The following is a 23,301-nucleotide window of genomic DNA, read 5'->3' as shown; positions in this document are numbered from 1 at the left end:
GGATTCGGTTGTTGAGTGGACTGGGGGTTTGGCGATTTCCAGTCTCTCAGAACCTCTCCGGGTGAACACCCGCAACAACCTATTGAAGCTTCACAGCTAGGCCAGGTTAATCGCTCGGTGCCCGGCCTCGACGGCGAGGCGCAGCGCAACGCCGAGCAGGCGGAGGAGGCGGCCGCCGCCGGTAGCCTGCAGGAGCGGCTGGAAGAGACGATGCGCGGGTTCAGGCTGGCTGACAGCGATGCCTAAACATGAGGATCTCGGGCGGACGAATCACTTGCCAGGATCTCGAGGATCTTCTGGGCGCGCGTGCGGTCCGCACCGGCAAGGCCGGAGAAGATGCGCGCGACATACGCCACGTCCGGCTCAAGCGGCGGCGGCGCGCGATGGGGATCGAACTCAGGATGCAGCAACTGCCACGGCTGCAAGCCTGTGGCTTGGGCCACACGATCCACCTGCTCCAGGGTCGCGTCGCTCACGCCGGTCATCCACCGCGCCACCGTGGACTGCGGGATTTTTCGGGCCTTGCACCAGGCGTTCACGCTCCCCTGCGCCAACGGGTCGGCGTCGATCATCGCGCGGACGTTCGCGGTGAAAGGGGTGTAGGTGCGGCGGCAACTCTCCATGCCCATCTCCGAATGACTTCTACGTGCGGCCTCCAAGAGCGTGCAGAGCCGGGACAGTTGTCTCGGATGTCTTGACCATCGCTGCGTGAGGAACCGGACTCCTGGTCTGTACTGTGCCGCGAATGGAACCTTGGGCTTGTTGCCGACTCACGACATCTCGAACCGTTTGGCAGAACGAGCCTGCTGATCGGAGCGGGCAACGCCAGTCGGGCACGTCACCTCACCCCGCGGCCGGCTTCAGCTCGACCGGCCGGCGCACCTCCTGCGTCGCGCCCCGGTCGTCGACCCAGCTGAGCACCAGCTCGCCGCCGTGGCGCGCGACGAAGGTGAACTCGATGTAGGGGTTCTGGGCGACGGCGATGCCGGGCTCCCAGACGAGCAGCAGCATCGTGCCGAGGCGGGCCTCGAAGCGGCGCACGATGTCGCGCGGGCGCAGCCGGCCCTCGGGGTCGGCGCGCAGGCCGCTTTCCATCACGTGCTCGACCTGGGCGCGCACGCGCACGGTCTCGCCGGGCGCGGGTCGCGGGTTGCTGATCCAGATGCGGGGTGGTGCAGTCATCGGGCGCGCCTCACATGCCGCAGCCGCTGGAGCCGACTTCGACCGCCTGGCGTGCGGCGAGCACCTGGCCGTCGCTCATGCGCGCCAGCGCGTGCACGGTCTGGCTCTGGCTCAGGCGGATGCGAAACGCCGCCTCGGCGGTGCCGGTGGCCGGCGTGAAACGGAAGCGGCAGGCCAGCGGGGCCGGGTTCAGGTCGGCGAGCACGACGATCTCCTCGCAATAGAGCTGCTCGGTGATCGGCCGCGTGACCCGCACCTTGACCGGCACCGCGGCCGGGTTGTCGCCCAGCGCCGGCACCTCGAGCAGCAGGCCGTCTTCGACGACGGGGGCGCTGCCGACGAAGCTGTCGAACGCCTGGCGAAAGCCCGCCGGGTCAGGCGCCAGCAGCCCGGCCGGGGCGGCGGCCGGGGCGGCGCTGGCGGCCGCCGGCAGCGCCAGCGCACCGCCCAGCGAGGCCCCGCGCAGAACGAAGTCGCGTCGTTTCATCGTTCAGATCGCCAGGAAGTCCTGGAACTTCTGCCGGATCCAGTCGAAGTCCTCCTTGACGATCTCCTCGTTGCGCACGTCCATGTCGATCTGCGTCTGGATGACCTTGCCGGTGGCGTCGACCTCGTATTCGAACTTCACCGAGATCTCCTCCTGCGGATCGGCGTTGACCATCATGTAGCAGAGGTTGTCGGGCAGGCGCGCGACGACCGGCTTGCCGGCCACACGCTCGGCGATGTTCTGCGCGACGATGCGGCCGACGTAGTTGGCCACGTGGCCGCTCTTCGGGTAGTGGCCGAACTGGTCGGAGATCGGGCCCATCAGGTCGCCGACGAAATAGACGCGGTCGTCGCTGCGCGCGTGGAACAGGCGCGGATGCATGTCGGCCCAGCCGGTGGGCTTGCCGGCCGCGTCCTGGCCGATCAGGCCGGCGTTCCAGACCATGTCGGCCGCCTGGTGCGGCGGCATCAGGATCGCGTCGTCGAAGCGGAACTCGCCAGCCGCGGTCTTGATGCGCTTGTTGAACGGGTCCACCTCCTGCACCTTGGCGTTGGGCACGTGGGTGATGATGTCCGGGTACAGCTCCTCGAAGGCCGCCTTGTAGCCCATGCCGATCGGCGCGATGCGCGGCTTGGGGTCGAGGATCACGATCTTGCCGGGGATCCGGTTCTTCTTGATGTGCCAGGCGATCAGGCAGGCGCGTTCGTACGGCGACGGCGGGCAGCGGTGCGGCGGCGGCGGCAGCGTCATCACCAGCGTGCCGCCCTTGAACTCCTGCACCTTGCGCTTGAGCGCGAACATCTCGGCGTTCGGGATGTAGGCCGACGGGAAGTGCGTGCGCGTGTGCTCGATCGCGCGGTGGTCGTTGCCGTACCAGGCTTCGTAGTCGTTGCGGATGCCGCCCGAGAGGATCAGGAAGTCGTACTCGATCTGGCCGTGCGCGCTCAGCACGCGGCGGCGGTCGCGGTCGACGCCGGTGACTTCGGTCTGCAGCAGCTTGTAGCCGTAGGCGTTGGCCGGCTTGTGCATGTCGTGGTTGACGAAGTCGGTGCCGACGATGTCGATCAGCCACTTGTTGCTCATCGGCCCGGACCAGAAGGTCGGATTGCGCTCGAGCACGACGACGTCGGAGTTCGGGATCAGCTCGCGCAGGTAGCGCGCGGCGGTCAGCCCGCCCCAGCCGCCGCCGCAGATGACGATGCGCGGCTTGGCGCCTTCGCGCGGCAGGATCGTCGACTGCGGCGTGATGATCGTCGGCGCGGCCTGCGCCAGGCCCGGCGCGGCGGCCATGCCGGCCAGCGCGGCAGCCGGCGGCGTGATCAGGAAGTTGCGTCGTTTCATGCGGGTCTCCTCTGCAGGGTTCTGTGATGTCAGGCGCCCCAGACGTCGGCGCTGATGGCCTCGTACCAGGCGGCGCCGTGGTGCGCCTCGGCGGCGCGGAAGGCGGGGCCGGCGTCCAGCGGGCTGACGCCGCCGGCATCGGCCACCTCGACGATGCGGCCGCCTTCGGCGCGGTAGACGCCGGCCACCGAGATGCCGTAGTCCGGCCCGACCAGGCTGTAGCAGGTGTTGACGTAGGCCGCCGGCGGCGGCTCGTGGCCGGTGAACTCGGCGGCGATCGCCGCCGCCGCCATCTTGCCCTGCATGTTGGCGACAAAGCCCGATTTGGGCATCGGCGCGGCGATCGTCGCATCGCCGACGACGTAGACGCCGGCCACACGCCGGCTCTCGAAGCTCTCGGCCTTGACCGGCACCCAGCCGCTGGCATCGGTGACGCCGGCCCGCTCGGCGATGCGCCCGGCCTTCTGCGGCGGGATGACGTTCAGCACCGCGGCCTTCACGACGCGGCCGAAGGTCGTTTCGACGCTCAGCGACTTGGCGTCGACACGCATCACCTGACCATCGTCGGACTGGCCCACCCACTCGATCATCGAGCCGTACAGCGCCTTCCAGCCCTGCTGGAACAGCGCCTTCTTCGAGAAGTTGTCCTTGGCGTCGAGCAGCAGGATCTTGGCGCGCGGCTTGTGCTGCCTGAAGTAGTGCGCCACCAGCGCCGCGCGTTCGTACGGCCCCGGCGGGCAGCGGAACGGGTTGTCGGGGATGGCCATCACGAAGACGCCGCCGTCATCCATCGCCTGCAGCTGGCGGCGCAGCAGCTGCGTCTGCGGGCCGGCCTTCCAGGCGTGCGGCGCCCGCTCGGCGGCGGCTTCGTCGTAGCCTTCCAGGGCGCCCCAGCGCATCTCGACGCCGGGCGACAGCACCAGGCGGTCCCAGGCCAGGCGCTGCCCGGTCGACAGCGTCACCGTGCGTGCCGTGGTGTCGACGTCGTCGGCCAGCGCCTGGACGACCTCGACGCCGGCGGCGCGCAGGCCGTCGAAGCCGTGGCCCAGGCTGTCCCAGTCGCGCAGCCCGGCGAGGTAGTGGTTGCTGAACGGGCAGGTGAAGAAGCGGCTCGCCGGCTCGACCAGCGTCACCTGGACCTTCGGCGCCAGCCGCTTGAGCTGGCGCGCCGCGGTGGCGCCGCCGAAGCCGCCGCCGACGACGACGACCCGCGCCGTAGCGCCCTGCGCGCGCACGAGGGCCGGCATCGCCAGCGCGGCGCCGGCGGCCGCGGCCTGGCCCAGCAGGCCGCGGCGGGACATCGGCCTCATCGCGCCGGCCCCTGGGCGAACCAGCGCGCCAGCGCGGCGATCTCGTCGTCGCCGAGCGCACGCATCAGGCGCGGCATCACCGTGGCGTCGGGCACCTGGCCGGCGCGGAAGGCCGCGAGCCGCTGGCGCAGCTGCTCTTCGCTGAAGCCCTGCAGGGTGGGAATGCTGGCCGGCGAGGACGTCGCCGGGCCGGCGCGGTGGCAGTTGCTGCAGGCGCCGGCGAGCATCGAGACGTCGGGCAGCGGCGTGCCGGCGGCCAGCGCGGCTGTGGCGGCGACGAGGGGGGTGCATGCCAGGGCCAGGCGAGCCCGGCGGGCAAGAGAGACGAGGAGCGGCATGCGGGCTCGCGGGGACGACAGGCGCGGCATTTTGGCAGCAAGATCGCGGCGCGCCGCCTGCCGCCTGCGGCCTCTTCCTCGAACGAAGCCCTGCCCTCCACGAACGAGCGAGCGGCCGCACCGGACGTTGGCGCTGCGGCGAGGCGACGCAACACGTCTTCGGCGGACACGAGACGGGGGCGGCGCCGGCCACCGCCGCGCGCCGCGCGCCGCGGCGCCAGGTCAGAACGTGTACTTCAGGCTCGCCACTGCATTGCGAGGCGCACCATAGAAGCTGTAGTAGCCGGCATAGCTGTAGTAGCGGCGGTCCAGCAGGTTGTGCACGTTGAGCGCGGCGCTCCAGTGGCGATCGAACTCGTAGCGCGCCAGCAGGCTGAACAGGGCATAGCTGCCCTGCTCGACCCCCGCGCTGCCGACCTTGGACTGCCAGTTCACGCCCGCGCCCAGCGTCAGGCCGGCGTAGGCGCCCGGCAGGCGGTAGCTGCTGAAGACCCTGACGCTGTGCTTGGGCAGCACGGTGTTGATGCGATGGCCGTCGGCGTCTTCGGTCAGCGTGTAGGCATAACCCGCCGCCAGCTGCCAGCCCGGCGCGAGCTCGCCGTTGGCCTGCGCCTCGACGCCCTTCGAACTCGTGTTCTGCTCGGCCTTGTAGACATTGCTGCCCGGATACTCGGCCTGCCAGACCGCCAGGTTGTCCTGCTGGAGGTCGAACAAGGCCAGGCTGGACTCGAGCCTGCCGTCGAGATGGCGGCCCTTCAGGCCGACTTCGACGCCCCGGCCTTCCATCGGATCGAGCGTGTCGTTGTTCTCGTCACGCACGCCGTAGGACTGGGGGTTGAAGATCTTGGTCACGCTCGCGTACGCCGCCCACTGCGGCGTCAGGTCGTAGACCGTGCCCACGTAAGGCACGAAGACCTTTCTGTCGTCCCGGTCCGGCGTTTCGACGCCGGCGGCATCGACGGAGACGATGTCGCGGCTCCAGCGGATGGCACGTCCCCCGACGATGAGTTTCAGGCCCTGGGCGAGGTCGAAGCGGCCCGTCAGGTAGGCGGCATGGTTGGTGGTCTTGTTGCGCGTGCTTCCGCTGACGGAGAACGTGGGCGGGGCATTCTCGCCGTCGTAGCTGAACAGGTCGGGGATGCTGCCGGCAGCCGAGGACGCGTAGTCGTACTGCCAGCCACCGTAGGACGGACCGTCGTCGTTCAGGCGCGACAGCGTCAGCCCGCCGATCAACTCGTGCCGGCGGCCGAAGAGGCTGAAGGGCCCGGTCAGGTAGGCGTCGAGGTTGTGCTGCCGCGGCTTGCCCTTGAAGCGCGTGGGCAGCAGGCTGGTGCCGCTGCCGTCGCGCTCGAGCGTGCCGTTGAGATAGGTGTAGACCGAGTCGTAGCTGTCGCGGCTGAAGCCGTACTCCAGCTTGCCGTTCCAGCCGTTCGCGAACTGACGCTCCAGCGAGACGAAGGCGGTGCTCTGCTCGTGGTCGTTGTAGGACCAGGAGGGCGAAGCGCTGGTCGAGCGCGGCAGACGGGTCGCGCCGCCGTCGGGATACAGGGCCGGCAGGCCGGAGCGCATCGGTGAGTCGACGTCGATGCGCTGGTGGCTGAAGCCCAAGGTCAGCAAGGTGTCGGCGTCGAGATCGGCCTCGACGATGCCGTACAACAGGCCCGTGCGCTGCTCGTAGCGGTCGATCCAGGCGTCCTGCCTGCGGTAGTCCGCCACGATGCGACCACGCAGCGCGCCGGCTTCGCCGAGTTCGCCGGAGGCGTCGACGCCGAATCCGGCGCGGTTCCAGCTTCCGGCCTCGGCGCTGACGCTGGCCTCGGGCCGCGCCGTCGGGCGCTTGCGGATCAGGTTGATGGTGGCCGACGGGTTGCCCAGGCCGCTGATGAGGCCGGTGGCGCCGCGCACGATCTCCACGCGGTCGTACATGGCCATGTTCTCGGCGTAGTGATTCAGCAGCGACGCCGTGGGAACACCGTCGATCTCGTAGTTCTGGATCTCGAAGCCGCGCGACCAGAACCCGTCGCTCTCGGCACCCAGGCCGTCGCGGGTGACGGTGATGCCCGACACCGTGTCCAGCACGTCGCTCAGACTGTTGCTGCGCTGGTCATCCAGGCGCTGGCGGGTCACCACGGTCAGCGACTGCGGCGTCTCCTGCGCCGACAGGTTCAACCGGGTGGAACTGCTCGACGATCCTGTTGTGTAGGCGCCGGAGCCCTCGGAGGTCGAACCCGGCGCCTTGCCGGAGATGGTGATGGTCGGCAGCGTGGCCGGCGAAGCGGCGGCCGCCTCGGATTCGCCGGGGCCCTGCTGCAGGCCGGCCCGCTGGACCGTCCAGGCCCCGCTGCCGGTTCGCATCAGCCGCAAACCGCTGCCGGCCAGCGCCTGTTGCGCGGCCTGCTCGGCCGAGTAGCGCCCGCGCACGGCCGGGGCGTCGATGCCACGAACCGTTTGTGCATCCAGCGAAAAGCGTTCGCCGCTCTCTTCGGCAATGCGGGTGAGCGTGGCGCCCAGCGGCTGCGCGGGGATGTCGTAGTGGTGCAGCGCCGAAGACTCGGCGACGCCGGCCTGGGCCCGGGCCGCCACCGGGGCGAGGGCCATGAAGCAGGCGGCGGCGGCCAGAACCGTGGGGCGCAGGGCGTGGGCCACGCAGGCGTGGCGGGACGAGCGTTCTTGCATGGGTGGGGTCGACTCTTGAACCAGCCGCGGCGCGGCCTCTCACAAGGGATGACCCGCGAAAACGAAAAAGTGACCACGGCGCGACGAAAAAAGTCGCGCTCCGCCCCTCACGCGAGTTCGATGCGCACCAGCCAGCCTCCCGAATGCACGTGCACGAGCACCGGCAGGGTTTCGGCGATGCTGGCGAGCGCCTGCAGGGTGTCGTCCAGCGGATAGTTGCCGTAGACCTTGAGCGCGGCGGCCTCCTCGGAGATGCGGATCAGCCCGACGCGGTAGGCGCGCAAAGCGTCGACGACCTCGCCGAGCGGCCGGTCGTAGGCCACCACCCGCCCCCGCGCCCAGGCAACGGCCGCAGCGGCGTCCTCGGCCTGCACGCGCGCGCCATCCCGTGACAGCGAGGCCGCCTCGCCCGGTGCCAGCCTGAGGCGGGGTCCGGCCAGGGGCGCAAGATCGACGGCCTCCTGCAAGGCCACGACGAGGCTGTCCTGTTCCCTTTGCTGCACGAGAACGCGAGCCGTGTCGGCCGTGGCGACGCTGCGGACCTCCCCGTGCAGGAGTTGCAGGCTGAACGGCCGGTGGCGCTCGGGCACGATGTCGGCGACCGCAGCCCCGCGCCGCAGCCGCAGGCCGCGCTGCCGCGCATCGAATGCGAGGTCAGCGGCCGAGCGCGCGTTCAGCAGCAGCGAACTGCCGTCGGGCAGCCCGTAGCGCCGGCGCTCGCCGGTGGCGGTGTGCATGTCGGCGAACTGCTCCTGCAAGGGAACCCAGCGCTGCACGAGCGCCGCCGTGCCGACGCCCAGGCCGCCCAACGCCAGCGCACCCCGAAGCGCGCGGCGACGCCGCTGGATGCGCGACGCCGCCTCGTCCACGGCCTGGGCCATGCGCCGGCCCTGCCCCGACAGCTTCTGGCCGAACGAACGGACAGGCGCCAGGGCCTGGCTGACCGGCGCGCTGAGGTGCTGCCAGGCCAGACGATGGCGTTCGTCCTTCGCCAGCCAGGCCGCGAAAGCCGCCTGGTCCGCCTCACCGGCCTCTCCCGACTGCAGGCGCACCATCCAGGCGATGGCCTCGCGTGCACTGGGGTCCAGCGGCGGCACGCTCACTGGGGCCCCCTTCGGCCGGCGGCCGGTCCCGCCAAGCGGGAATGAGCCCCGGACAAGTCCTGAGGGCTCATGCCGGGCCGCGGATGTGCCAGCAGGCTTCCCAGCACTGGGTCATGTAGCGCCTGACCGTGCTCGCCGAGACACCCAGTTCCCGTGCGATGTCGGCATAGCCCATGCCGTCGAGCTGGCTCATCAGAAAGGCCTGGCGGGCCTTGGATGGCTGCGCCTCGAGCGCCTGCGCGATCGACTCCAGGGACTCCAGCAGCAGCGCACGCTCTTCCGGCGACGGCGCCATCGCCTCGGGCAGCAAGGCGATGGCGTCGAGATAGGCCTGCTCCAGCTCGCGGCGACGCCAGAGGTTGATGAGCAGACGCTTGGCGATGGTCGTCAGATAGGCACGGGGCGTCTGGACCACCACCGCGCCCGGCTGGCTCATCACGCGCAGAAAGGTCTCGGAACTCAGGTCCTCGGCATCCGCGCGATTTCGCAGTCGGGCGTGCAGACGCTGCAGCAGCCAGGGCTGATGGTCCACGAAGAGCCGGGCGGCCTCGCTGCCGCCGCAAGAGCCCGATACTGCCGGCACGTCGGAGGGAGGAAACGGGACCGGAAGAATGGACATGCCGCCACTTAATGAGACTCGTTCTCATTGTAAGGTGTTCAAGCCGGAAGTCGGCACCGGATCTCGTCTCGCCTCGACCCGCCGTCTGCTGGCGTCAACCACCTCGCCCTCCCAGGAGCCCGCATGAACCCCACTCACCCACGCCCCACGCGCCTCGCAGCGCTGACCGGCCGCTGCCTCTGCGGCGCGGTGACGATCACCGTCACCGGCGAACACGAAGAGCAGGTCGGGGCCTGCCACTGCCGCATGTGCCAGCGCTGGTCCGGCGGGCTGTTCCTGTGCTTCGAGGCCGAGGCCTCGGCGGTGACGGTGAACGGCGAGGTCACGCGCTACCGCTCGTCGAGCTTCGCCGAGCGTGCCTTCTGCCCGCGCTGCGGCTCGCACCTGTGGTTCGGTGACCTCGCGCAAGACGGAGAGCCCCGCGGCTACGAGCTGACGCCCGGACTCTTCGACGCTGCTCGCCACTGGCCGCTGCGTTCGGAGCTCTATGCCGACCGGGCCATGGACTCGGTGCGGCTGGCCGGCGAACATCGGCGCCAGACGCAGGCCGAGTACGAGGCGGCGAACCCGTTCGTCAACAGGCCCTGAAGCTCAGGCGCCGCCGGCCGAACGTGGCAGGCCGAAGACGCGGTCGAATGCCCAGGTGAAGGTCACCGCGTAGACGAAGAAGAAGGCCAGCAGCACCGCTTCAGCCAGCAGCGCGGCGAGCAGCGTCGTCTGCAGCCACCAGGCGGCCAGCGGCACCAGCCAAAGCGCCAGGCCGCCCTCGAAGCCGATGCCGTGCACCAGGCGGCGCAGCGCCGAGCGGCCCTTGACCGCCTGACGCGACTCCCAGGCCTCGAACAGCGCGTTGAAGACGTAGTTCCAGGCCAGCGCGACGGCCGACATCAGCAGCGCCAGGGTCAGCGACGAACCCAGCGGCTGGTCGAAGCCCCAGGCCAGCGCCGGGCCGACGAAGGCGACGGCGCCGATTTCGTAGAGAACCGCCTGGACCACCCGGCGGCGGGTGGCAGACATCGGGGACAGGCCCTGCATACGCACTCCTGCGTGCGGGGCCGTCCCCTGCGCTTCGAGTGGCCGGCAGGTCGTCCTGCCGCCGCCGCGCGCACCCTGCCCGCGGCGGGCGAGACTGTAGCAGCGGCGCCCGGCCTACACCCAACCCAAGGCACCGAGCAGGCCACCGGCGGCCAACAGCCAGAGCAGGTGCACCCGCGTGCGCCAGACGAGCAGCGCCGTCACCGCCGTCAGCAGCCACAGCAGGCCGTCCTCGCGCCAGCGGCCCGTGGGCCGCGCCAGCAGCCAGCTCGTCGCCAGCATGATGCCGACGACCAGCGAGGACAGCCCCTGGCGGAAGGCGCGCACCGCCAGCCGGTCCTGGTGGCGCTGCGCCCAGCGTGCGGCGAACAGCGTCAGCAGCGAGCTCGGCGTCAGCACGCCGAGCACGCAGACCGCGGTGCCGAGCAGCCCGCTGGCCAGCCCGAGCGCGTCGCCGGGCCCGTGGCCGGCGGCGTTGAGGCCGATGTTCCAGCCCAGCAGCGCGATGAACAGCACGTTGGGCCCCGGCGCGGCCTGGGCCAGCGCGATCGAGGCGTTGAACTGGGCGTCGTTCAGCCAGGCCTGGCCTGTCACCAGGTAGCGGTGCATCTCGGGCGCCAGCGTCACCGCGCCGCCGACCGCCAGCAGCGACAGCGACAGCTGGAACAGCAGCAGGTGGGCCCAGTCCGCCAGGCTCATCGTCGCTCGCCGCGCCGCAGCGCGCGCCAGGTGAGCGTGTAGGCGGCAGCCCCCAGCACGAAGACGATCAGGTGCAGCGGCAGCCGCGCCAGCGCGACACCGGCGAAGGCCGCGGCGGCCAGCAGCAGTGCCGGCAAGGCGCCCATAGGGTGCCGCCTCAGGCTGTCGCCCAGCTTCAGCGCCGTGCCGGCGATCAGCCCGGCGGCGACGGCGCCCATACCGCGCAGCGCGCCGACCATCGCCGCGTGCTGCGCGAAACGGCCGTACAGCGCGCCCAGCGTCAGCAGCAGCAGCAGCGGGAAAGCCAGCAGCCCGGCCAGCGCGGCGAGTGCCCCGCGCCAGCCGAAACGTCGGTCGCCGAACATAAGCGCCAGGTTGCAGACGTTGGGGCCGGGCATCACCTGGGCGACGGCCCAGTCCTCGACGAACTGCTCGTTGCTCAGCCAGCCGCGGCGCTCGACCAGCTCGCGCTGCACGACGGCCATCACGCCGCCGAAACCCTGCAGCGCCATCACCGAGAAGGCCCAGAACAGGTCGGCGGGGGTTCGGGGGCCGGGCAGGCCGTTGTCGTCGTCGAGCGCCATCGACCGCTATTGGACGACGATCCCGCGCTCGCGGATGACCTTGCCCCAGGTGGCGCTCTCGCGTTCGATCTCGCGCGCCAGTTCCTCGCGCGTGCCGGGCTGCGGCGGCATGCCGTGCCGGTTCAGCTCGGCGGCGACCTCGGGCGACTTCAGCACCTTCACCAGCTCGACGTTCCAGCGGTCAAGGATGGCCGCCGGCACCTTGGACGAGGCCAGGAAGGCGTACCAGTTGGTGGCGCTGTAGCCGGGGAAGCCCGATTCGGCGATCGTCGGCACCTTGGGCAGCGCCGCCAGGCGCTTCGGGCCGGTGCTGGCCAGCGGCACGAGCGCGCCGCTGTCGATGTGCGGCTGGGCGGTGGAATAGGTGGAGTAGTACGCGGCCACACGGCCGGCCAGCAGGTCCTGCATCGCCGGGGCGCCGCCCTTGTACGGGATGTGCACGGTCTCGATCTTCGCCATGTGGTCCAGCATCTCGCCCGCCAGGTGCGAGGCCGAGCCGGGGCCGGTCGAAGCGTAGTCCAGCTTGCCCGGGTTCTTCTTCGCGTAATCGATGAACTCGGCCAGCGTGCGGATCTTCAGCCCGGCGTGCACGACCAGCACGTTGGGGAAGTTCACGCCCATCGTGATCGGCGCCAGGTCCTTCACCGGGTCGTAGCCCAGCTTCATCAGGTGCGGCGCCACCGTCAGCGGCCCGACCGAGCCGAAGAGCAGTGTCGCGCCGTCGGTCGGCCCCTTGGCGACGAACTGGTGGGCGATGTTGCCGCCGGCACCGGGCTTGTTGTCGATGACGACGGTGATGCCCAGGTTGTCGCCCAGCTTCTTGCCGATGACGCGGGCCGCGGCGTCGGCGGCACCGCCGGCAGCGAAACCGACGACGATGGTCACCGTGGGCTTGGGCGGGAAGGCCTGGGCCGCGGCCCAGGCCGGCGCGAGCAGGGCCAGGGCCGCGGCGGCGCCTTGCAGCAGTCGTCTCTTGTGCATGCTTGTCTCCGTTCTTGTGGTGTCAGTCGGCGCCCAGGCCGACCGGGTTGGGCTGGCGTTTCTCCACCGCGTGGCGCAGCAGCGCCGCGCTGCGGAACACGCCATGGGCGAACTTGCCGTAGGGCAGCGTGGCGAACAGCGCCATCACCGCACCCAGGTGCAGGCACAGCAGCAGCGCCATCGCCGGCGTGCCGCGTGCCAGCCACAGCGCCAGGCCGCTGGCGCTGGTCAGGAACAGCAGCGCGATGAAGCCCAGGTCCATCGGTTTCTGCGCCGCGTCGCCATGCAGCGGGTGACGGCGAAGGTTGAGCCGCCACAGCCCCGCGGTGCCGACGAGCAGGCTCAGGCCGCCGGCCGCGCCCAGCAGCTTGGGCAGCGAGGGCAGGTCGTAGGGCGCCGGCAGATCGAACGCGTAGTGGTAGAGCGTGCCCAGCGCGGTGGCCGCCAGGCAGGCGGCGAAGCCGTAGAAGGTCAGGTGGTGGCAGCGCCGGCGCGCCAGCGTGCAGGCGTCGTCCTCGTTGGGGCAGCCCTGGCCGTGGCCGCCGTCCAGGTACTTCAGCCGCAGCACGTCGTGCACGGCTTCGGCCGCGGCCGGCGCACTCGTCGGCTGGCCGCTGGTCACCGGCAGCAGGTCGCGCCAGAAGCGGCGCACGCCCAGGCCGAGCGCGAGCATGGCGAACAGGAACACCGGCGCGAACAGGCTGACCAGCAGGTGGTGCGGGAACACGGCGTAGAAGTTGCCGCCCGGTTGGGCGGCCCACAGCGGGCCGTTCGAGGCCACGGCCGCGGCCAGGAAGCCGGCGATCGCCAGCGTCAGCGCCACGGCCAGCGTCGCGCCGTTGCGCCGGTACAGCGCGCCCAGCGCCGGCGGCCAGGCGTAGTCGCCGTAGGTCTGGCCGCGCACGCGGGCCATCGCCTGCGGCACGTTGATGGCGAACTCGTGCGGCGGCGCGTACTGGCAGGCGTGCAGGCAGGCGCCGCAGTTGTGGCAGAGGTTGGCCAGGTAATGCAGCTCGGCCTTGCCGAAGGTCAGGCGCCGCGTCATCGCCGGGAAGACGGCGCAGAAGCCTTCGCAGTAGCGGCAGCCGTTGCAGATCGTCATCTGCCGGGCGACTTCGGCTTCGTCGGCGATCACGACGGCTTCGCCTTCGGCCAGCGCACGGGCGTCGCGTGTCAGCGCCTCAAGCGTGCGCATGGCGGCCTCCCGTGCGCTGGGCGGCGCGGGCCGCGTTGTGGCCGGCGATGCGGCCGAAGGCGGTGCCGATCGACATGCCGACACCGGCGGTGTAGCCCTTGCCGAGCACGTTGCCGGCCATCATCTCGCCGGCCACGAACAGGTTATCGCTGGGCTGGCCTCCGAAGCGCACCGCAGCCGTCTCGTCGGTGCGCAGCCCCAGGTAGGTGAAGGTGACGCCGGGACGCACCGCGTAGGCGTGGAACGGCGGCGTGTCGATCGGTCGCGCCCAGTGCGTCTTGGGCGGCGCCAGGCCCTCGGTGCGGCAGTCGTCCAGCCGCGTGTGGTCGAAATGGCCCGGGCGGCAGGCCGCGTTGTAGCTCGTCATCGTCTGCATGAAGGCCTCGACGTCCAGCCCCAGCGCCCGGGCGAGCCCGGGCAGCGTGTCGGCGCGTGTGCCGGGAAAGACCGGCGGCATGAAGCGGCCGACGGCCTTGGCGTCGATCACCGAGTAGGCGATCTGCTGCGGCTGCTGGGCGACCAGGCGGCCCCAGATCGCGTAGCGCTTGGGCCAGAAGTCCTCGCCTTCGTCGTAGAAGCGCTGCGCCTGCCGGTTGACGACCACGCCCAGCGAGACGCAGTCGATGCGGGTGCAGATGCCGCCGTCGTACAGCGGCGCGCGTGCGTCGATGGCCACCATGTGCGCCTGGGTCGGGTCGCCGATGCGTTCGGCACCGTGGTCTTCGAGCAGGTGGCGCAGCAGCACCCCGCGGTTGAAGCGCGTGCCGCGGATGATGAAGTTGTCGGCCGGCCATTCGCCGCGCCCGTTCTCGCCCCAGGCCTCGCGCAGCCACTCGCGGTTGGACTCGAAGCCGCCGGCCGCCAGCACGCAGGCGCCGGCCTCGATGCGTTCGCCGCCGACGTGCGCGGCGACGAAGCGGCCGTCCACGATCTCCAGGCGATCGACGGGCGCCTCGTAGCGCACGCGCACGCCCAGCCGCTCGGCGCTGCGGTAGTAGGCGTTCACCAGCGCCTTGCCGCCGCCCATGAAGAAGGCGTTGGTGCGTGCGACGTGCAGCGCGCCCGACAGCGGCGGCTGGAAGTGCACGCCGTGGCGGCGCATCCAGTCGCGGCAGGTGGCCGAAGCGCGGATCGTCAGCCGCGCCAGGGGCTCGTCGGTGAGGCCGCCGGTGACCTTCAGCAGGTCCTGCCAGAACTCCTCTTCGGGGTAGGCCTCGACCAGCACGTCCTGCGGCGCGTCGTGCATGCAGCGCAGGTTGCGCGTGTGCGCCGAGTTGCCGCCGCGCCAGGCGCGCGGCGCGGCTTCCAGCATCAGCACGCTGGCGCCCGCTTCGGCCGCCATCAGGGCGGCGCACAAGGCGGCGTTGCCGCCGCCGATGACCAGCACGTCGGGACTCATCAAGAAAATACCGCCGGGAACGAGGACGGCGGATTCTTGGAGCCGGCGATTGTTCTGGGAAATGAATATCGCGCAGCGATTATTGCGACTTGCGCATAACTCGGCCTTGCGGCTTCGGGGCTGGGCCACTGCGCACCGGGACACCATGCCGAAGACGCCCGTGCGCGTCGGACGGTCAGGCCGACCTCCCGCTGGATCAGGCCCAGGACGGTGGAAGACGCCATGCGCGCCTACGAGACCGTGAAGGCCATTGGCCACGCTGCCAACAGCCATCTCGCGATCACGCCCTGCAGCGACCGCAAGGTGGCTCAACGCCCGACCGTGCTGCCTCTGCTGCGCCCCGGCTGCCACGACGCGCAGTAAGATCCGCGCACGGCGCGTTCAGGGCGCCCCCGGATCCGCGGGCAGGGTTGAACCCACCTGAGCTGAGATGCCCTGCGGGGCGCTCTCGATGCCCTCAGTCGGCCTGAACCGCGCGGATCGCAGGCCCTGTGACTGGGAGGCCTCATGCCTGACTCCACTTCCTCTGCGGCCGCGCCGTCGGACCGCCGCCCGGGCGTTCTGCCCGACCACCCCCACCTCGAGCATCTGCGCCGCCAGGCGCGGGACCTCCATCGTGCGTTGAAGCGGGGCGACGCCGCGGCGCTGCAGCGCGCGGCACCGTACCGTGTCGATGTCGGGGCCTCGCTCGCGCAGGCGCAACTGGTGCTTGCGCGCGAGCATGGGTTCGCGAGCTGGCCGCTGTTGGCCGAGGAGGTCGAGCTGCGCCGCGCCCGCGCCGCCGACGAGGCCGGCTTCGTCGCCGTCTGGCTGACGTGGGCGATCGGCCAGGGCTACCGCCGGCCGCAGCCCGAGCGTGCATGGGCGCTGGCACACACGCGTGCGCTGGCACAGCGCGACGCGGCGCTCGTACTCGCGCTCGCCTGTGGTGACCTCGCCACCGTGCAACGCCTGCTGCCGCCGCCGCAGGTGCACAAACCGCTGCCGCCGCTGGCCGCGCCACCGATCGCGATCGCCGCGTTCTCGGGCCTGGGGCGCATCGCCGCGTGCCGCGAGGGGCTGCGCGCCACGGTGCGCTGGCTGCTCGCGCACGGGGCAGATGCAAACGCCAAACTGACCGTGCCAGGCGTTGACCACCCCCTGCCGGTGCTCTATGGCGCCACGGCGCATGCCGGTGACGGCGAGATCGTGCGCGCGCTGCTGGCCGCAGGCGCCGACCCCAACGACAACGAGTCGCTCTACCACGCCACCGAGCAGGCTGACCGTTCGATCGTCGACGCGCTGGTGCAGGCCGGTGCGCGCTGGCACGGCACCAACGCGCTGTTCCGCCAGCTCGACCACGACGACCTGCCGGGTCTGCAGCAGGCGCTGGCGCTCGCTGCCGATGCGAACGAGCTTTCCACCACCACCGGCACGCGGCCTCTGCACCACGCGCTGATGCGCGGTCGCGGCCTGACGTTCGTGCAGGCGCTCGTGTCCGCAGGTGCCGACCCGGCCGCGCGCGACGGCCAAGGCCTGACGGTGGCTTGGCACGCCGAGCGTGTGGGCCGTACCGATGTCGTCGCCTGGCTCGCAGCGATCGGCCATGCGGCGCCAGCGCACGACCTGCGGTCGCGCTTCCTCGCCGCCTGCGCGGCGGCCGATGAACCCAGGGCGCGCGCCGCGCTCGTGGAGCAGCCCGGGCTGCTGCGGCAACTCGACCCGATGGACCTGCGCCTGCTGCCCGAGCAGGCGCAACGCGGACACATTGCGTCGGTGCGGCTGATGCTCGCGCTCGGCTGGCCGGTGTCGGTGCCAGGGCCGTGGGACGCGAGCGCACTCAACCAGGCCGCCTTTCGCGGTGATGCCGAGATGGTGGCGCTGCTGCTCCAGCACGGCGCGCGCTGGAACGAGCGCAACGGCTACGGCGGCAACGCGCTCGGCAGTTGCCTGCACGCCGGCGTCAACGAACCGGTGCCAAATGGCGACTACCCATCCGTGTTGCGCCTCTTGCTCGACGCCGGCGCGCCGGTGCCGCGGCCCGAGCAGGACTGGCCCGACGCGTTGGCGACCGTCGCCGAGCAGGCGGCCGTTTGAGCCGTCAGCCGTGCCCGGACGGTCAGCCTGCGGTCACCGGCGCGGCCGTTGGCGCAGGTGACCGTCGCTGCGCGCAAGCGCAGACGCAGGGGGGCTTGCCGCGCATGCAGGGGCCGCTCATCACAGCGGCCGAACCTGCGCTCTGTGCCTCAGACTGAGTTGTCGGCCACGTCGCAGCGATCCGCGCGGATGCTGAGGATCACGCGCTGCGCCTGGGATCCTGCGAAGCCGACGGCCAGCGCTACTTCAGCGGCGAGTACGTTGTTCCGTTGATGACGAGGAAATCGCGGTACCTGCCATCGTCCCAGGAAAAAATCAGGAAGCGGTGCACCTTGCCGCTGCGGACCCGCAATTCAAGGGTGAACCCGTCCGTCACGTAGGACCCCGCCTCGTCGCTGCCGCCCACGGTGCTGATGGAAGTGCCGCCGGGTCCCACGCTCGCCCCGCCGACCACGATGCTGGCGCCGCCGGGCCCCGTGCCGGAGTCACTGGAGGCAAAACCCTGGGTCAAGTTCGCCCACGAAAAGGTGCCGTCCGGACGGAATGTGTACGAGCTCTTGCCGATGCTCGTCGCACCGCCGCCGCCGAGGAGGCCGGCGGTTGCCGAACGGGTCGCGGAGAACACGCCGTTCAGACGGCGCGCGCCTACGGGAGGCCGCGCCACCACCTTCAGGACCGACCACTTGCCGTCGGTGCGCCCGTGCTCATCGTAGGCCTGCATTTCGATCTCACCGCCGCGGCGTCTCCACCGATGCCAGTGCTGCGGTTCGAGCCGCCGTGACTCGGCCACGTTCAGGTCGTGCGGGCTGACCTGCAGGTTGTCGTACAGCCAGCCGTCCTTCAGCACAAGATAGGTGGTCTCGTCCGGCTCGAAACCCAGCGTGAGCGGGTTGTAACGCAGCTTCGCCGGTTGATAGACACCGTCGATGTCCGCCATCATCACGCCACGATGGGGCGGCGTACGGATCTCGTCGCGCTGCACAGCGGTGCGCTTTGCGCCCGGCGCCGGCGTCGTGGCAGGCGTCGTGATTGGCGCCCCCGCTGCGGACGCCAGTCGGCCACTCTGACCCATGACGAGTCGGAACTCGGCGGGACTCACACGCTGCGGATCGGCAGACCGGTTGAGGTAGCTGAGCATCTGCCGGCATTCGGCATCGGCGTTCTTGCTGTCCTGGTCCAGCGCGCGGAACACCGACTCGCGACCGGCCTGAACGGCCGCGACGATCGAGGGCAGCTGCGCGCCGAGCACCGAGGCAGCGCGCGCCTCGATGTCGTCGAGCTGATGCGCCGACTTCCAGGCGGCCAGTGCCGTGTCCGTCGCCTCGCGCGTGAGCGGAGCGCGCAGGTCGCACCACTCCTTCACCAGGCCCCCGAGCCGTGCCGTGGCGTAGAGCTTGCCGAAGGCGCGCAAGTATTGAGGATCGTCGGACGCATGCGCGACGCCGGGCTGCATCGTCAGCAACGCCAGCGCAGTGGTGATGTGCCCGGTACGCAGGGATAGACGCATGGGATTCAGGGCTCGGCAGGGATGATCAAGATAAGGCACCGCGGCCACCGCCGACCATCCCATCGACGCGCACCCGCGGATCAGCGCGGCTTGTCCTGCCGTCCGGAGAAGCTCCGCCGCCACCGCTGTCGGTGAAGCGGCTGCAACCGCTGCACCCGCTCCGCGCCCACGCGCAGCGCCGCCCCACAGCGCACCGCCCAATCCCCGTAGCGCCGGCCCAGCCCGCTCGCCCCCGCGCCCCGACACGCTCGCCAGGCCCGGTCGCCCCCCGCCCTACCCCAGCGGCGTCTCCCGCAACAGATCGTGAAACGCCTGCGCCGCCGGCGACAGCCCGCCGTGGCGCGTGCGCAGCAGCGACACCTTGCGTTTGACCGTCGGCTGGGTCAGCGCGATCTTGCGCACGCCCGGCCGGTCGCCTTCCTCGAAGGCCGACGACGGCAGGATGGCGCAGCCGACGCCGGCGGCGACGAGGTTGATCGCCGTGGCGTGGTGCTGGACTTCGTAGTTGCCTTGCAGCCGGATGCCCTGCTTGGCGAGCTGGTAGTCCATGAAGACCCGCGTCGCGGTGAAGCTGCTGATGCCGATCAGCTCGGTGTCGCGCAGGTCGCTCCAGGTCACCGCCTCGCGCGCTTCCAGCGCATGCGGGCTGCGGCACAGCAGCACCAGCGCGTCGGCAAACAGCACCGTCTCGGCGAGGTCGGGATGCTTCTCGCCGTGCACCGCGATGCCGAGTTCAGCCTGGCCACCCAGCACCGCGTTGCGCACCTCGTGCGAGCTGCCGTCGAGCAGCCGGATGCGGTTGCCCGGGTACAGCTCGGCGTAGCGCCGCATCACGCGCGGCAGCAGGTGCGAGCTCATCGACGGGATGCAGGCCAGCGTGAAGTGCCCGGTCGAGCGCCGCGACATGTCCTTCAGCTGTTCCACCGCGGCGGTCATCTCCTGGACGATGGCACGCGCCTGCGGCAGGAACTCGCGGCCGACGGCCGTCAGGTCGACACGGCGCGTCGTGCGGTCCAGCAGCTTCAGGCCCAGGTAGGCCTCAAGCTTCTGCACGCGCCGCGTCAGCGCGGTCTGCGTGACGTGCAGTTCACGCGCCGCCTTGTTGAAGCCGCCCAGCTCGGCGACGACGACGAAGGCCTGCACGCCGTCGAAATCGATCTTCATCGCGCAAGACTAGCGCGCCAGGCCCGCGCGCGGCCAGGCCCGGCGCTCGCCCGTCAGTACGCGTGGTTCAGCTTCAGCCAGACGTTGCGCCCGGTCTCGTGGATGCGCACCGGGTCGGCCGGGTAGCCGAAGTCGGCGCTGCCGGCCCGGTTCAGGTGCTCGCTGCAGCTCCGGTCGAACAGGTTGTCGACGCCCGCCGTGAGCTGCAGGCGCTCGTCGAAGCGGTAGCCGCCGTTGAGCGCCAGCGTCGCGAAGCCGCCGCTGGCACCCCGGTCGCGGCCGACGACGTTGCCCTGGTCGAGTGCGCCGCGGCGCTGCGCCGCCACGGCGCGCAGCAGCGTGCCCAGGCTCCAGCGGCCCTCCTCCCCGCGCAGGCTGAAACGCGCTTCCAGCGGCGGCCTCTGCGGCATCGCCTCGCCGCTGCTGGCAGGCGCGCGTAGCCCTGCGAGAAGCCGGCGGTGGCGTCGAGCACCGCGCCGGCGCGGCCGAAGGCGCGGCCAGAACGCTGCCGGTGGCGTGCACCAGCTTGTCGTAGGTCTCGGGCGAGACGCAGGACAGCGGGTTGTCCATGCGGCCCGGGCAGGCGCCGGGCCTGGCGCCGTCGTTGATCAGCACGTTCAGGCGCGAGCCGAACATGGCGCGCAGCACCGGGTCGGCGTGGGTGCCGCCGTTGCGCAGGGCGCTGAAGCCGGGCACGGTCTTCAGGTCGTCGGCGCCGTCGCTGGCCGCCAGCACACGGCTGACCGACGGCATGAGCCCTCAGGACTTGCCGGGGCTCATTCCCGCCCGGCAGGTGGAGCTGACGCGCTCAGGCGACGGGCGGCGCGGCCACGCGCGCCGTCACCCGCTGCACGAAGGCCTTGACGTCGCTTTCCTTGAGCAGTACCTCGCAGGCGCCCTCGGCCAGCAGGCGCTCGCGCGTGCCGGGTTCGACCTCGGCCGACATGCAGATCACCGGCGGCAGGCGCACGCCCGGGCGCACGGCTTCGCGCATGAAACGCAGCAGCTCGCCGGCGTCGCCGTCGCCGACGAAGCGGTCGCACAGCACCAGGTCCAGCGCCGGTGTCGTCTCGCCGGCACCGGCCACCGAGGCCACGAGCGCGGCACGTGCGGCCTCCAGCGTCTCCACCAGCACCACGGCCACGCCGCGGTTCTCGAAGGCCTGGTGCAGCAGCAGGCCGTAGACCTGCGAGTCCTCGACGATCAGCACGCGTTCGAGCTGGCCCGGCTGCACCGGCGCCGGCGCGTCGGCGGCCTCGATGTCGAAGGCCAGCGTGAAGGTCGCGCCCCCGCCGGCGCCGCTGTGCAGCTCGATCGTGCCGCCGAAGGCGCGCACCAGATCGCGGCTGAGCGCCAGCCCCAGCCCGCTGCCCGGGCGGTCGCCGCCGGCGGTGTGGAAACGCTCGAAGACGTGTTCACGCGCCGCCCCGTCCAGCCCGCTGCCGGTGTCGGCGACGGCGACGACCAGCCGGCGCCAGCGTTCGCCACGCTCGCTGGGCTCCAGCGCGGCCGACAGCCGCACCTGCCCGGCCCCGGTGTGCTTGACGGCGTTGACGAGCAGGTTGCGCAGCACCTGCTGCAGGCGCAGCGCGTCCAGCCGCCACCAGCCGTCCAGCGGCGTGACACGCACGAAGGCCAGCGCCAGGCCCTTGGCCTGGGCCATCGGCCGCGCCTCGTCGGCGGCTTCGCGCAGGCAGCGCTCCAGCGACTCGGGGCGCAGCTCCAGCGCGAGCTGGCCCTCGTGCAGGCGATGGCGGTCCAGCAGCGCGTTCAGCAGGCCCAGCGTGGCGCGCGAGGAGCGCCCCAGCACGTCCAGCAGCGGCTGCTCGGCCGGCCCGGGCGAGGAGCCGCGCAGCAGCGCGACGGCGCCGCTCACCGACTGCAGCGAGTTGCGCACCTCGTGCGCCAGGAAGGCCAGGTACTGCTCGCTCTCCTGGCGTGCGCGCCGCGTGCGCTCGATCTCGCGGCGCAGCGTGCGGCTGTGCCACCACCAGGCCAGCGCCAGCGCGGCCAGCGCGGCCGCCGCGGCGTAGGCCGACAGGCGCACGCGCGCCCAGTCGACGCGGTCCTGCTGCTCGGCCTCGGCCCACTCGCGTTCGATGCGCGGCATGTCCTCGGCAAGCACGGCGTTGAGCGCGTCGCGCAGCCGCGGCGCCAGCGTCGCACGCGCCAGCGACACGCCCAGGTTGTGTTCGTCGTACAGCCCGGCCACGGTGCCGGTGATGTGCAGCGTGCTGCCGGCGCGCGGCCCGAGGCGCGCGTAGGCGCCCTGCAGCCCGTACAGCGAGGCTTCGGCGCGGCCCTGCTCCACCATCAACAGGCATTCGTCGAAGTTCGTGCACTCGACGACGTCCACCGTCGGGTAGGCGGCGCGGATGTAGGGCGTGCCGAAGTAGCCGCGGATCATCGCCAGGCGCTGGCCCGACAGCTGCTGCAGGTCCCAGACCGAGAACTGGCGCCGGCTGATGAGCACCAGCGGGTTGGCACGGTAGGGGCCGACGAAGCTCATGCGCGCCCGGCGCTCGGCGACGTCGGTCAGGCCCAGCATCACGTCCAGCCGGCCGTCGGCCAGCGCCTGCAGGCCGCTGGCCAGGTCCATCGGCGTGAAGGACGCGACCGGCACGCCGGCACGGCGTGCGACCTCGTTCATCATGCGGATGCCCAGGCCGTCGGCGACACCGGGGCGCACCTCGGCGCTGAACGGCAGGTCGCCCGGCAGGTAACCCACCCGCAGCGGCGCCACCGCCAGCGCGTCGGCGGGCGCGGGCACCGGCGGCGCCGTCGCCGGCAGCCACTTGTCGCGCAGCGCCTTGATGAAGGCCGGGTCCAGCGCGGCGATCGTGGCGTCGAGCTGGCGCACCAGCGCCGCGTCGTGCAGGTCGGCGGCCAGGCGCAGGTGGCCTTCGGGGAAACCGTAGCTGCGCAGCACGGCCAGGCCGGCGTCGGGGCGCTCGGCCAGCAGCGTGCGCAGCGTCGGCAGCGCTTCGAAGACGAAGTCGGCGTCACCGCGCTGCACCGCGGCCAGGGCGTCCTGCACCGTGGCGTAGGCCGGCCGGGCCGCGGCCGGGAAACGCTCGGCGGCGATGCTCTCGGCGACGTAGCCGCGCGTGACGGCCAGGCGCCGCCCGGACAGGTCGGGCGTCGCCGGCACCGAGGTGATGGCCGCCGGGCCGACGAAAGCCTGCTGCACCGACGCGTAGGGCCGTGTGAAACGCAGCGTCAGCGCACGTCCGGGCGTCTGGGCGATCGCGGTGGCCAGCCGGATGCGGCCGTCGGCCAGCGCCTTCAGCAGCGCCGGGTACTCGACGAAACGCTCGTAGCGAAAGCGCAGGCCGGTCTGGCGCGACAGCTCGGCGAGCAGCTCGACGTCCATGCCGGTCGGCTCGGACTGTCCTGCGCGCCATTCGTGGAAAGGCGGGAAGCGCTCGAGCAGGCCGACGGTGACGACGTCGCCGGCCTGGACGGCGTCGCCGGCCGCGGACGCACGTGCCGGCCCGAGTGCCGTGCACAGCACCAGCGATGCGGCCAGGGCCCAGCCGGCCCACGATCTCCACCCGCGCATTGCGCCCCCCCCTGGGCGCACTGTAGACCGATACCGGACGAAG

22 protein-coding genes and 2 pseudogenes are annotated in these 23,301 nt (G+C 71.5%); 4 read left to right on the top strand and 20 right to left on the bottom strand.

The features are described from left to right. Positions 1-117: 117 nt before the first annotated feature. Positions 118-246 (top strand): hypothetical protein, encoded by a 129-nt coding sequence (locus EV684_RS24545; protein ID WP_259375553.1) that lies wholly within the window; start codon positions 118-120, stop codon positions 244-246. On the opposite strand, the gene EV684_RS08910 is transcribed toward EV684_RS24545, so the two are convergent. From EV684_RS08910 to EV684_RS08870, 9 genes are all read right to left on the bottom strand, one after another. Next, entirely contained in the window at positions 243-623 is a 381-nt protein-coding gene (locus EV684_RS08910; protein WP_165908439.1) for a helix-turn-helix domain-containing protein, read from the bottom strand. The two genes, EV684_RS24545 and EV684_RS08910, sit on opposite strands and share 4 nt — an antisense overlap. A gap of 220 nt (positions 624-843) precedes the next feature. Further along, positions 844-1,182 (bottom strand): thiosulfate oxidation carrier complex protein SoxZ, encoded by a 339-nt coding sequence (locus EV684_RS08905; RefSeq protein WP_132646285.1) that lies wholly within the window; start codon positions 1,180-1,182, stop codon positions 844-846. Between the two features lie 10 nt (positions 1,183-1,192). Beyond that, a complete protein-coding gene (locus tag EV684_RS08900; RefSeq protein ID WP_132646283.1) occupies positions 1,193-1,669 on the bottom strand; it encodes a thiosulfate oxidation carrier protein SoxY in 477 nt (158 codons plus the stop codon). 3 nt (positions 1,670-1,672) lie between these two features. After that, on the bottom strand, positions 1,673-3,010 hold the full coding sequence (locus EV684_RS08895) for an FAD-dependent oxidoreductase (RefSeq protein ID WP_132646281.1): 1,338 nt from the start codon (positions 3,008-3,010) through the stop codon (positions 1,673-1,675). Positions 3,011-3,039: 29 nt separating this feature from the next. After that, entirely contained in the window at positions 3,040-4,320 is a 1,281-nt protein-coding gene (locus EV684_RS08890) for an NAD(P)/FAD-dependent oxidoreductase (RefSeq protein ID WP_132646279.1), read from the bottom strand. Continuing rightward, positions 4,317-4,658: a c-type cytochrome gene (locus tag EV684_RS08885; RefSeq protein ID WP_132646277.1), complete on the bottom strand. Its 342-nt coding sequence runs from the start codon at positions 4,656-4,658 to the stop codon at positions 4,317-4,319. Before EV684_RS08885 ends, EV684_RS08890 begins: the two co-directional genes overlap by 4 nt. Before the next feature lie 222 nt (positions 4,659-4,880). After that, the gene (locus EV684_RS08880; RefSeq protein WP_132646275.1) at positions 4,881-7,334 is read right to left on the bottom strand and encodes a TonB-dependent siderophore receptor; all 2,454 of its coding nucleotides are present in this window, start codon (positions 7,332-7,334) and stop codon (positions 4,881-4,883) included. Between the two features lie 107 nt (positions 7,335-7,441). Further along, positions 7,442-8,431: a DUF4880 domain-containing protein gene (locus EV684_RS08875; RefSeq protein WP_259375554.1), complete on the bottom strand. Its 990-nt coding sequence runs from the start codon at positions 8,429-8,431 to the stop codon at positions 7,442-7,444. A 73-nt stretch (positions 8,432-8,504) separates the two neighbouring features. Beyond that, the gene (locus tag EV684_RS08870) at positions 8,505-9,056 is read right to left on the bottom strand and encodes a sigma-70 family RNA polymerase sigma factor (protein ID WP_132646271.1); all 552 of its coding nucleotides are present in this window, start codon (positions 9,054-9,056) and stop codon (positions 8,505-8,507) included. A 123-nt stretch (positions 9,057-9,179) separates the two neighbouring features. Here EV684_RS08870 and EV684_RS08865 point away from each other — a divergent pair, with 123 nt between their 5' ends. After that, on the top strand, positions 9,180-9,644 hold the full coding sequence (locus EV684_RS08865) for a GFA family protein (RefSeq protein WP_132646269.1): 465 nt from the start codon (positions 9,180-9,182) through the stop codon (positions 9,642-9,644). A 3-nt stretch (positions 9,645-9,647) separates the two neighbouring features. On the opposite strand, the gene EV684_RS08860 is transcribed toward EV684_RS08865, so the two are convergent. The 6 genes from EV684_RS08860 to tcuA form a co-directional block, all read right to left on the bottom strand. Next, positions 9,648-10,073: a PACE efflux transporter gene (locus EV684_RS08860; protein WP_132646267.1), complete on the bottom strand. Its 426-nt coding sequence runs from the start codon at positions 10,071-10,073 to the stop codon at positions 9,648-9,650. 132 nt (positions 10,074-10,205) lie between these two features. Next, entirely contained in the window at positions 10,206-10,790 is a 585-nt protein-coding gene (locus tag EV684_RS08855; RefSeq protein ID WP_132646265.1) for a chromate transporter, read from the bottom strand. Continuing rightward, a complete protein-coding gene (locus EV684_RS08850; protein ID WP_132646263.1) occupies positions 10,787-11,374 on the bottom strand; it encodes a chromate transporter in 588 nt (195 codons plus the stop codon). The genes EV684_RS08855 and EV684_RS08850 overlap by 4 nt, the downstream gene beginning before the upstream one ends. A 6-nt stretch (positions 11,375-11,380) precedes the next feature. Beyond that, positions 11,381-12,355, bottom strand: coding sequence for a Bug family tripartite tricarboxylate transporter substrate binding protein (locus tag EV684_RS08845; RefSeq protein ID WP_132646261.1), 975 nt, complete (start codon positions 12,353-12,355; stop codon positions 11,381-11,383). 22 nt (positions 12,356-12,377) lie between these two features. Then, complete coding sequence (gene tcuB, locus EV684_RS08840; protein ID WP_132646259.1) at positions 12,378-13,550, bottom strand: tricarballylate utilization 4Fe-4S protein TcuB; 1,173 nt, start codon at positions 13,548-13,550, stop codon at positions 12,378-12,380. Beyond that, positions 13,537-14,949 carry an FAD-dependent tricarballylate dehydrogenase TcuA gene (gene tcuA / locus EV684_RS08835; protein ID WP_132646257.1) on the bottom strand — a complete coding sequence of 471 codons (1,413 nt, stop codon included), beginning with the start codon at positions 14,947-14,949 and terminating at the stop codon, positions 13,537-13,539. The genes tcuB and tcuA overlap by 14 nt, the downstream gene beginning before the upstream one ends. 222 nt (positions 14,950-15,171) lie before the next feature. Between tcuA and EV684_RS23980 the strand changes: the two genes are divergently transcribed. Together EV684_RS23980 and EV684_RS08830 are read left to right on the top strand one after the other, a co-directional pair. After that, entirely contained in the window at positions 15,172-15,312 is a 141-nt protein-coding gene (locus EV684_RS23980; RefSeq protein WP_165908438.1) for a hypothetical protein, read from the top strand. A 144-nt stretch (positions 15,313-15,456) separates the two neighbouring features. After that, a complete protein-coding gene (locus EV684_RS08830) occupies positions 15,457-17,025 on the top strand; it encodes an ankyrin repeat domain-containing protein (protein ID WP_132646255.1) in 1,569 nt (522 codons plus the stop codon). Positions 17,026-17,266: 241 nt separating this feature from the next. On the opposite strand, the gene EV684_RS08825 is transcribed toward EV684_RS08830, so the two are convergent. The 5 genes and pseudogenes from EV684_RS08825 to EV684_RS08810 form a co-directional block, all read right to left on the bottom strand. Further along, entirely contained in the window at positions 17,267-18,532 is a 1,266-nt protein-coding gene (locus EV684_RS08825) for a hypothetical protein (RefSeq protein ID WP_132646253.1), read from the bottom strand. 273 nt (positions 18,533-18,805) lie between these two features. Continuing rightward, entirely contained in the window at positions 18,806-19,696 is an 891-nt protein-coding gene (locus EV684_RS08820) for a LysR family transcriptional regulator (RefSeq protein ID WP_132646251.1), read from the bottom strand. Between the two features lie 53 nt (positions 19,697-19,749). Further along, positions 19,750-20,118: pseudogene (locus tag EV684_RS08815) on the bottom strand (TonB-dependent receptor domain-containing protein); the annotation flags it as partial. A gap of 58 nt (positions 20,119-20,176) precedes the next feature. Continuing rightward, a pseudogene (locus EV684_RS24665) lies at positions 20,177-20,428 on the bottom strand (TonB-dependent copper receptor); the annotation flags it as partial. A gap of 76 nt (positions 20,429-20,504) precedes the next feature. Further along, positions 20,505-23,258 (bottom strand): transporter substrate-binding domain-containing protein, encoded by a 2,754-nt coding sequence (locus tag EV684_RS08810; RefSeq protein ID WP_242478644.1) that lies wholly within the window; start codon positions 23,256-23,258, stop codon positions 20,505-20,507. Positions 23,259-23,301 lie beyond the last annotated feature (43 nt).

It is taken from the genome of Rubrivivax gelatinosus, assembly GCF_004340905.1.
Lineage (GTDB): Bacteria > Pseudomonadota > Gammaproteobacteria > Burkholderiales > Burkholderiaceae_C > Rubrivivax > Rubrivivax gelatinosus.
Note: the sequence above shows the minus strand (reverse complement) of the source record. Positions and strands in the feature narration are given on the sequence as shown.

Coding starts and splice junctions, on each gene's coding strand:
- EV684_RS08900 (WP_132646283.1), bottom strand. CDS start 1,669: ATGAAACGACGCGACTTCGTTCTGCGCGGGGCCTCGCTGGGCGGTGCG.
- EV684_RS08865 (WP_132646269.1), top strand. CDS start 9,180: ATGAACCCCACTCACCCACGCCCCACGCGCCTCGCAGCGCTGACCGGC.
- EV684_RS08890 (WP_132646279.1), bottom strand. CDS start 4,320: ATGAGGCCGATGTCCCGCCGCGGCCTGCTGGGCCAGGCCGCGGCCGCC.
- EV684_RS08860 (WP_132646267.1), bottom strand. CDS start 10,073: ATGTCTGCCACCCGCCGCCGGGTGGTCCAGGCGGTTCTCTACGAAATC.
- EV684_RS08810 (WP_242478644.1), bottom strand. CDS start 23,258: ATGCGCGGGTGGAGATCGTGGGCCGGCTGGGCCCTGGCCGCATCGCTG.
- EV684_RS08825 (WP_132646253.1), bottom strand. CDS start 18,532: ATGCGTCTATCCCTGCGTACCGGGCACATCACCACTGCGCTGGCGTTG.
- EV684_RS23980 (WP_165908438.1), top strand. CDS start 15,172: ATGCGCGCCTACGAGACCGTGAAGGCCATTGGCCACGCTGCCAACAGC.
- EV684_RS08885 (WP_132646277.1), bottom strand. CDS start 4,658: ATGCCGCTCCTCGTCTCTCTTGCCCGCCGGGCTCGCCTGGCCCTGGCA.
- EV684_RS08845 (WP_132646261.1), bottom strand. CDS start 12,355: ATGCACAAGAGACGACTGCTGCAAGGCGCCGCCGCGGCCCTGGCCCTG.
- EV684_RS08830 (WP_132646255.1), top strand. CDS start 15,457: ATGCCTGACTCCACTTCCTCTGCGGCCGCGCCGTCGGACCGCCGCCCG.
- EV684_RS08910 (WP_165908439.1), bottom strand. CDS start 623: ATGGAGAGTTGCCGCCGCACCTACACCCCTTTCACCGCGAACGTCCGC.
- EV684_RS08820 (WP_132646251.1), bottom strand. CDS start 19,696: ATGAAGATCGATTTCGACGGCGTGCAGGCCTTCGTCGTCGTCGCCGAG.
- tcuA (WP_132646257.1), bottom strand. CDS start 14,949: ATGAGTCCCGACGTGCTGGTCATCGGCGGCGGCAACGCCGCCTTGTGC.
- tcuB (WP_132646259.1), bottom strand. CDS start 13,550: ATGCGCACGCTTGAGGCGCTGACACGCGACGCCCGTGCGCTGGCCGAA.
- EV684_RS08870 (WP_132646271.1), bottom strand. CDS start 9,056: ATGTCCATTCTTCCGGTCCCGTTTCCTCCCTCCGACGTGCCGGCAGTA.
- EV684_RS08905 (WP_132646285.1), bottom strand. CDS start 1,182: ATGACTGCACCACCCCGCATCTGGATCAGCAACCCGCGACCCGCGCCC.
- EV684_RS08855 (WP_132646265.1), bottom strand. CDS start 10,790: ATGAGCCTGGCGGACTGGGCCCACCTGCTGCTGTTCCAGCTGTCGCTG.
- EV684_RS08880 (WP_132646275.1), bottom strand. CDS start 7,334: ATGCAAGAACGCTCGTCCCGCCACGCCTGCGTGGCCCACGCCCTGCGC.
- EV684_RS08895 (WP_132646281.1), bottom strand. CDS start 3,010: ATGAAACGACGCAACTTCCTGATCACGCCGCCGGCTGCCGCGCTGGCC.
- EV684_RS08850 (WP_132646263.1), bottom strand. CDS start 11,374: ATGGCGCTCGACGACGACAACGGCCTGCCCGGCCCCCGAACCCCCGCC.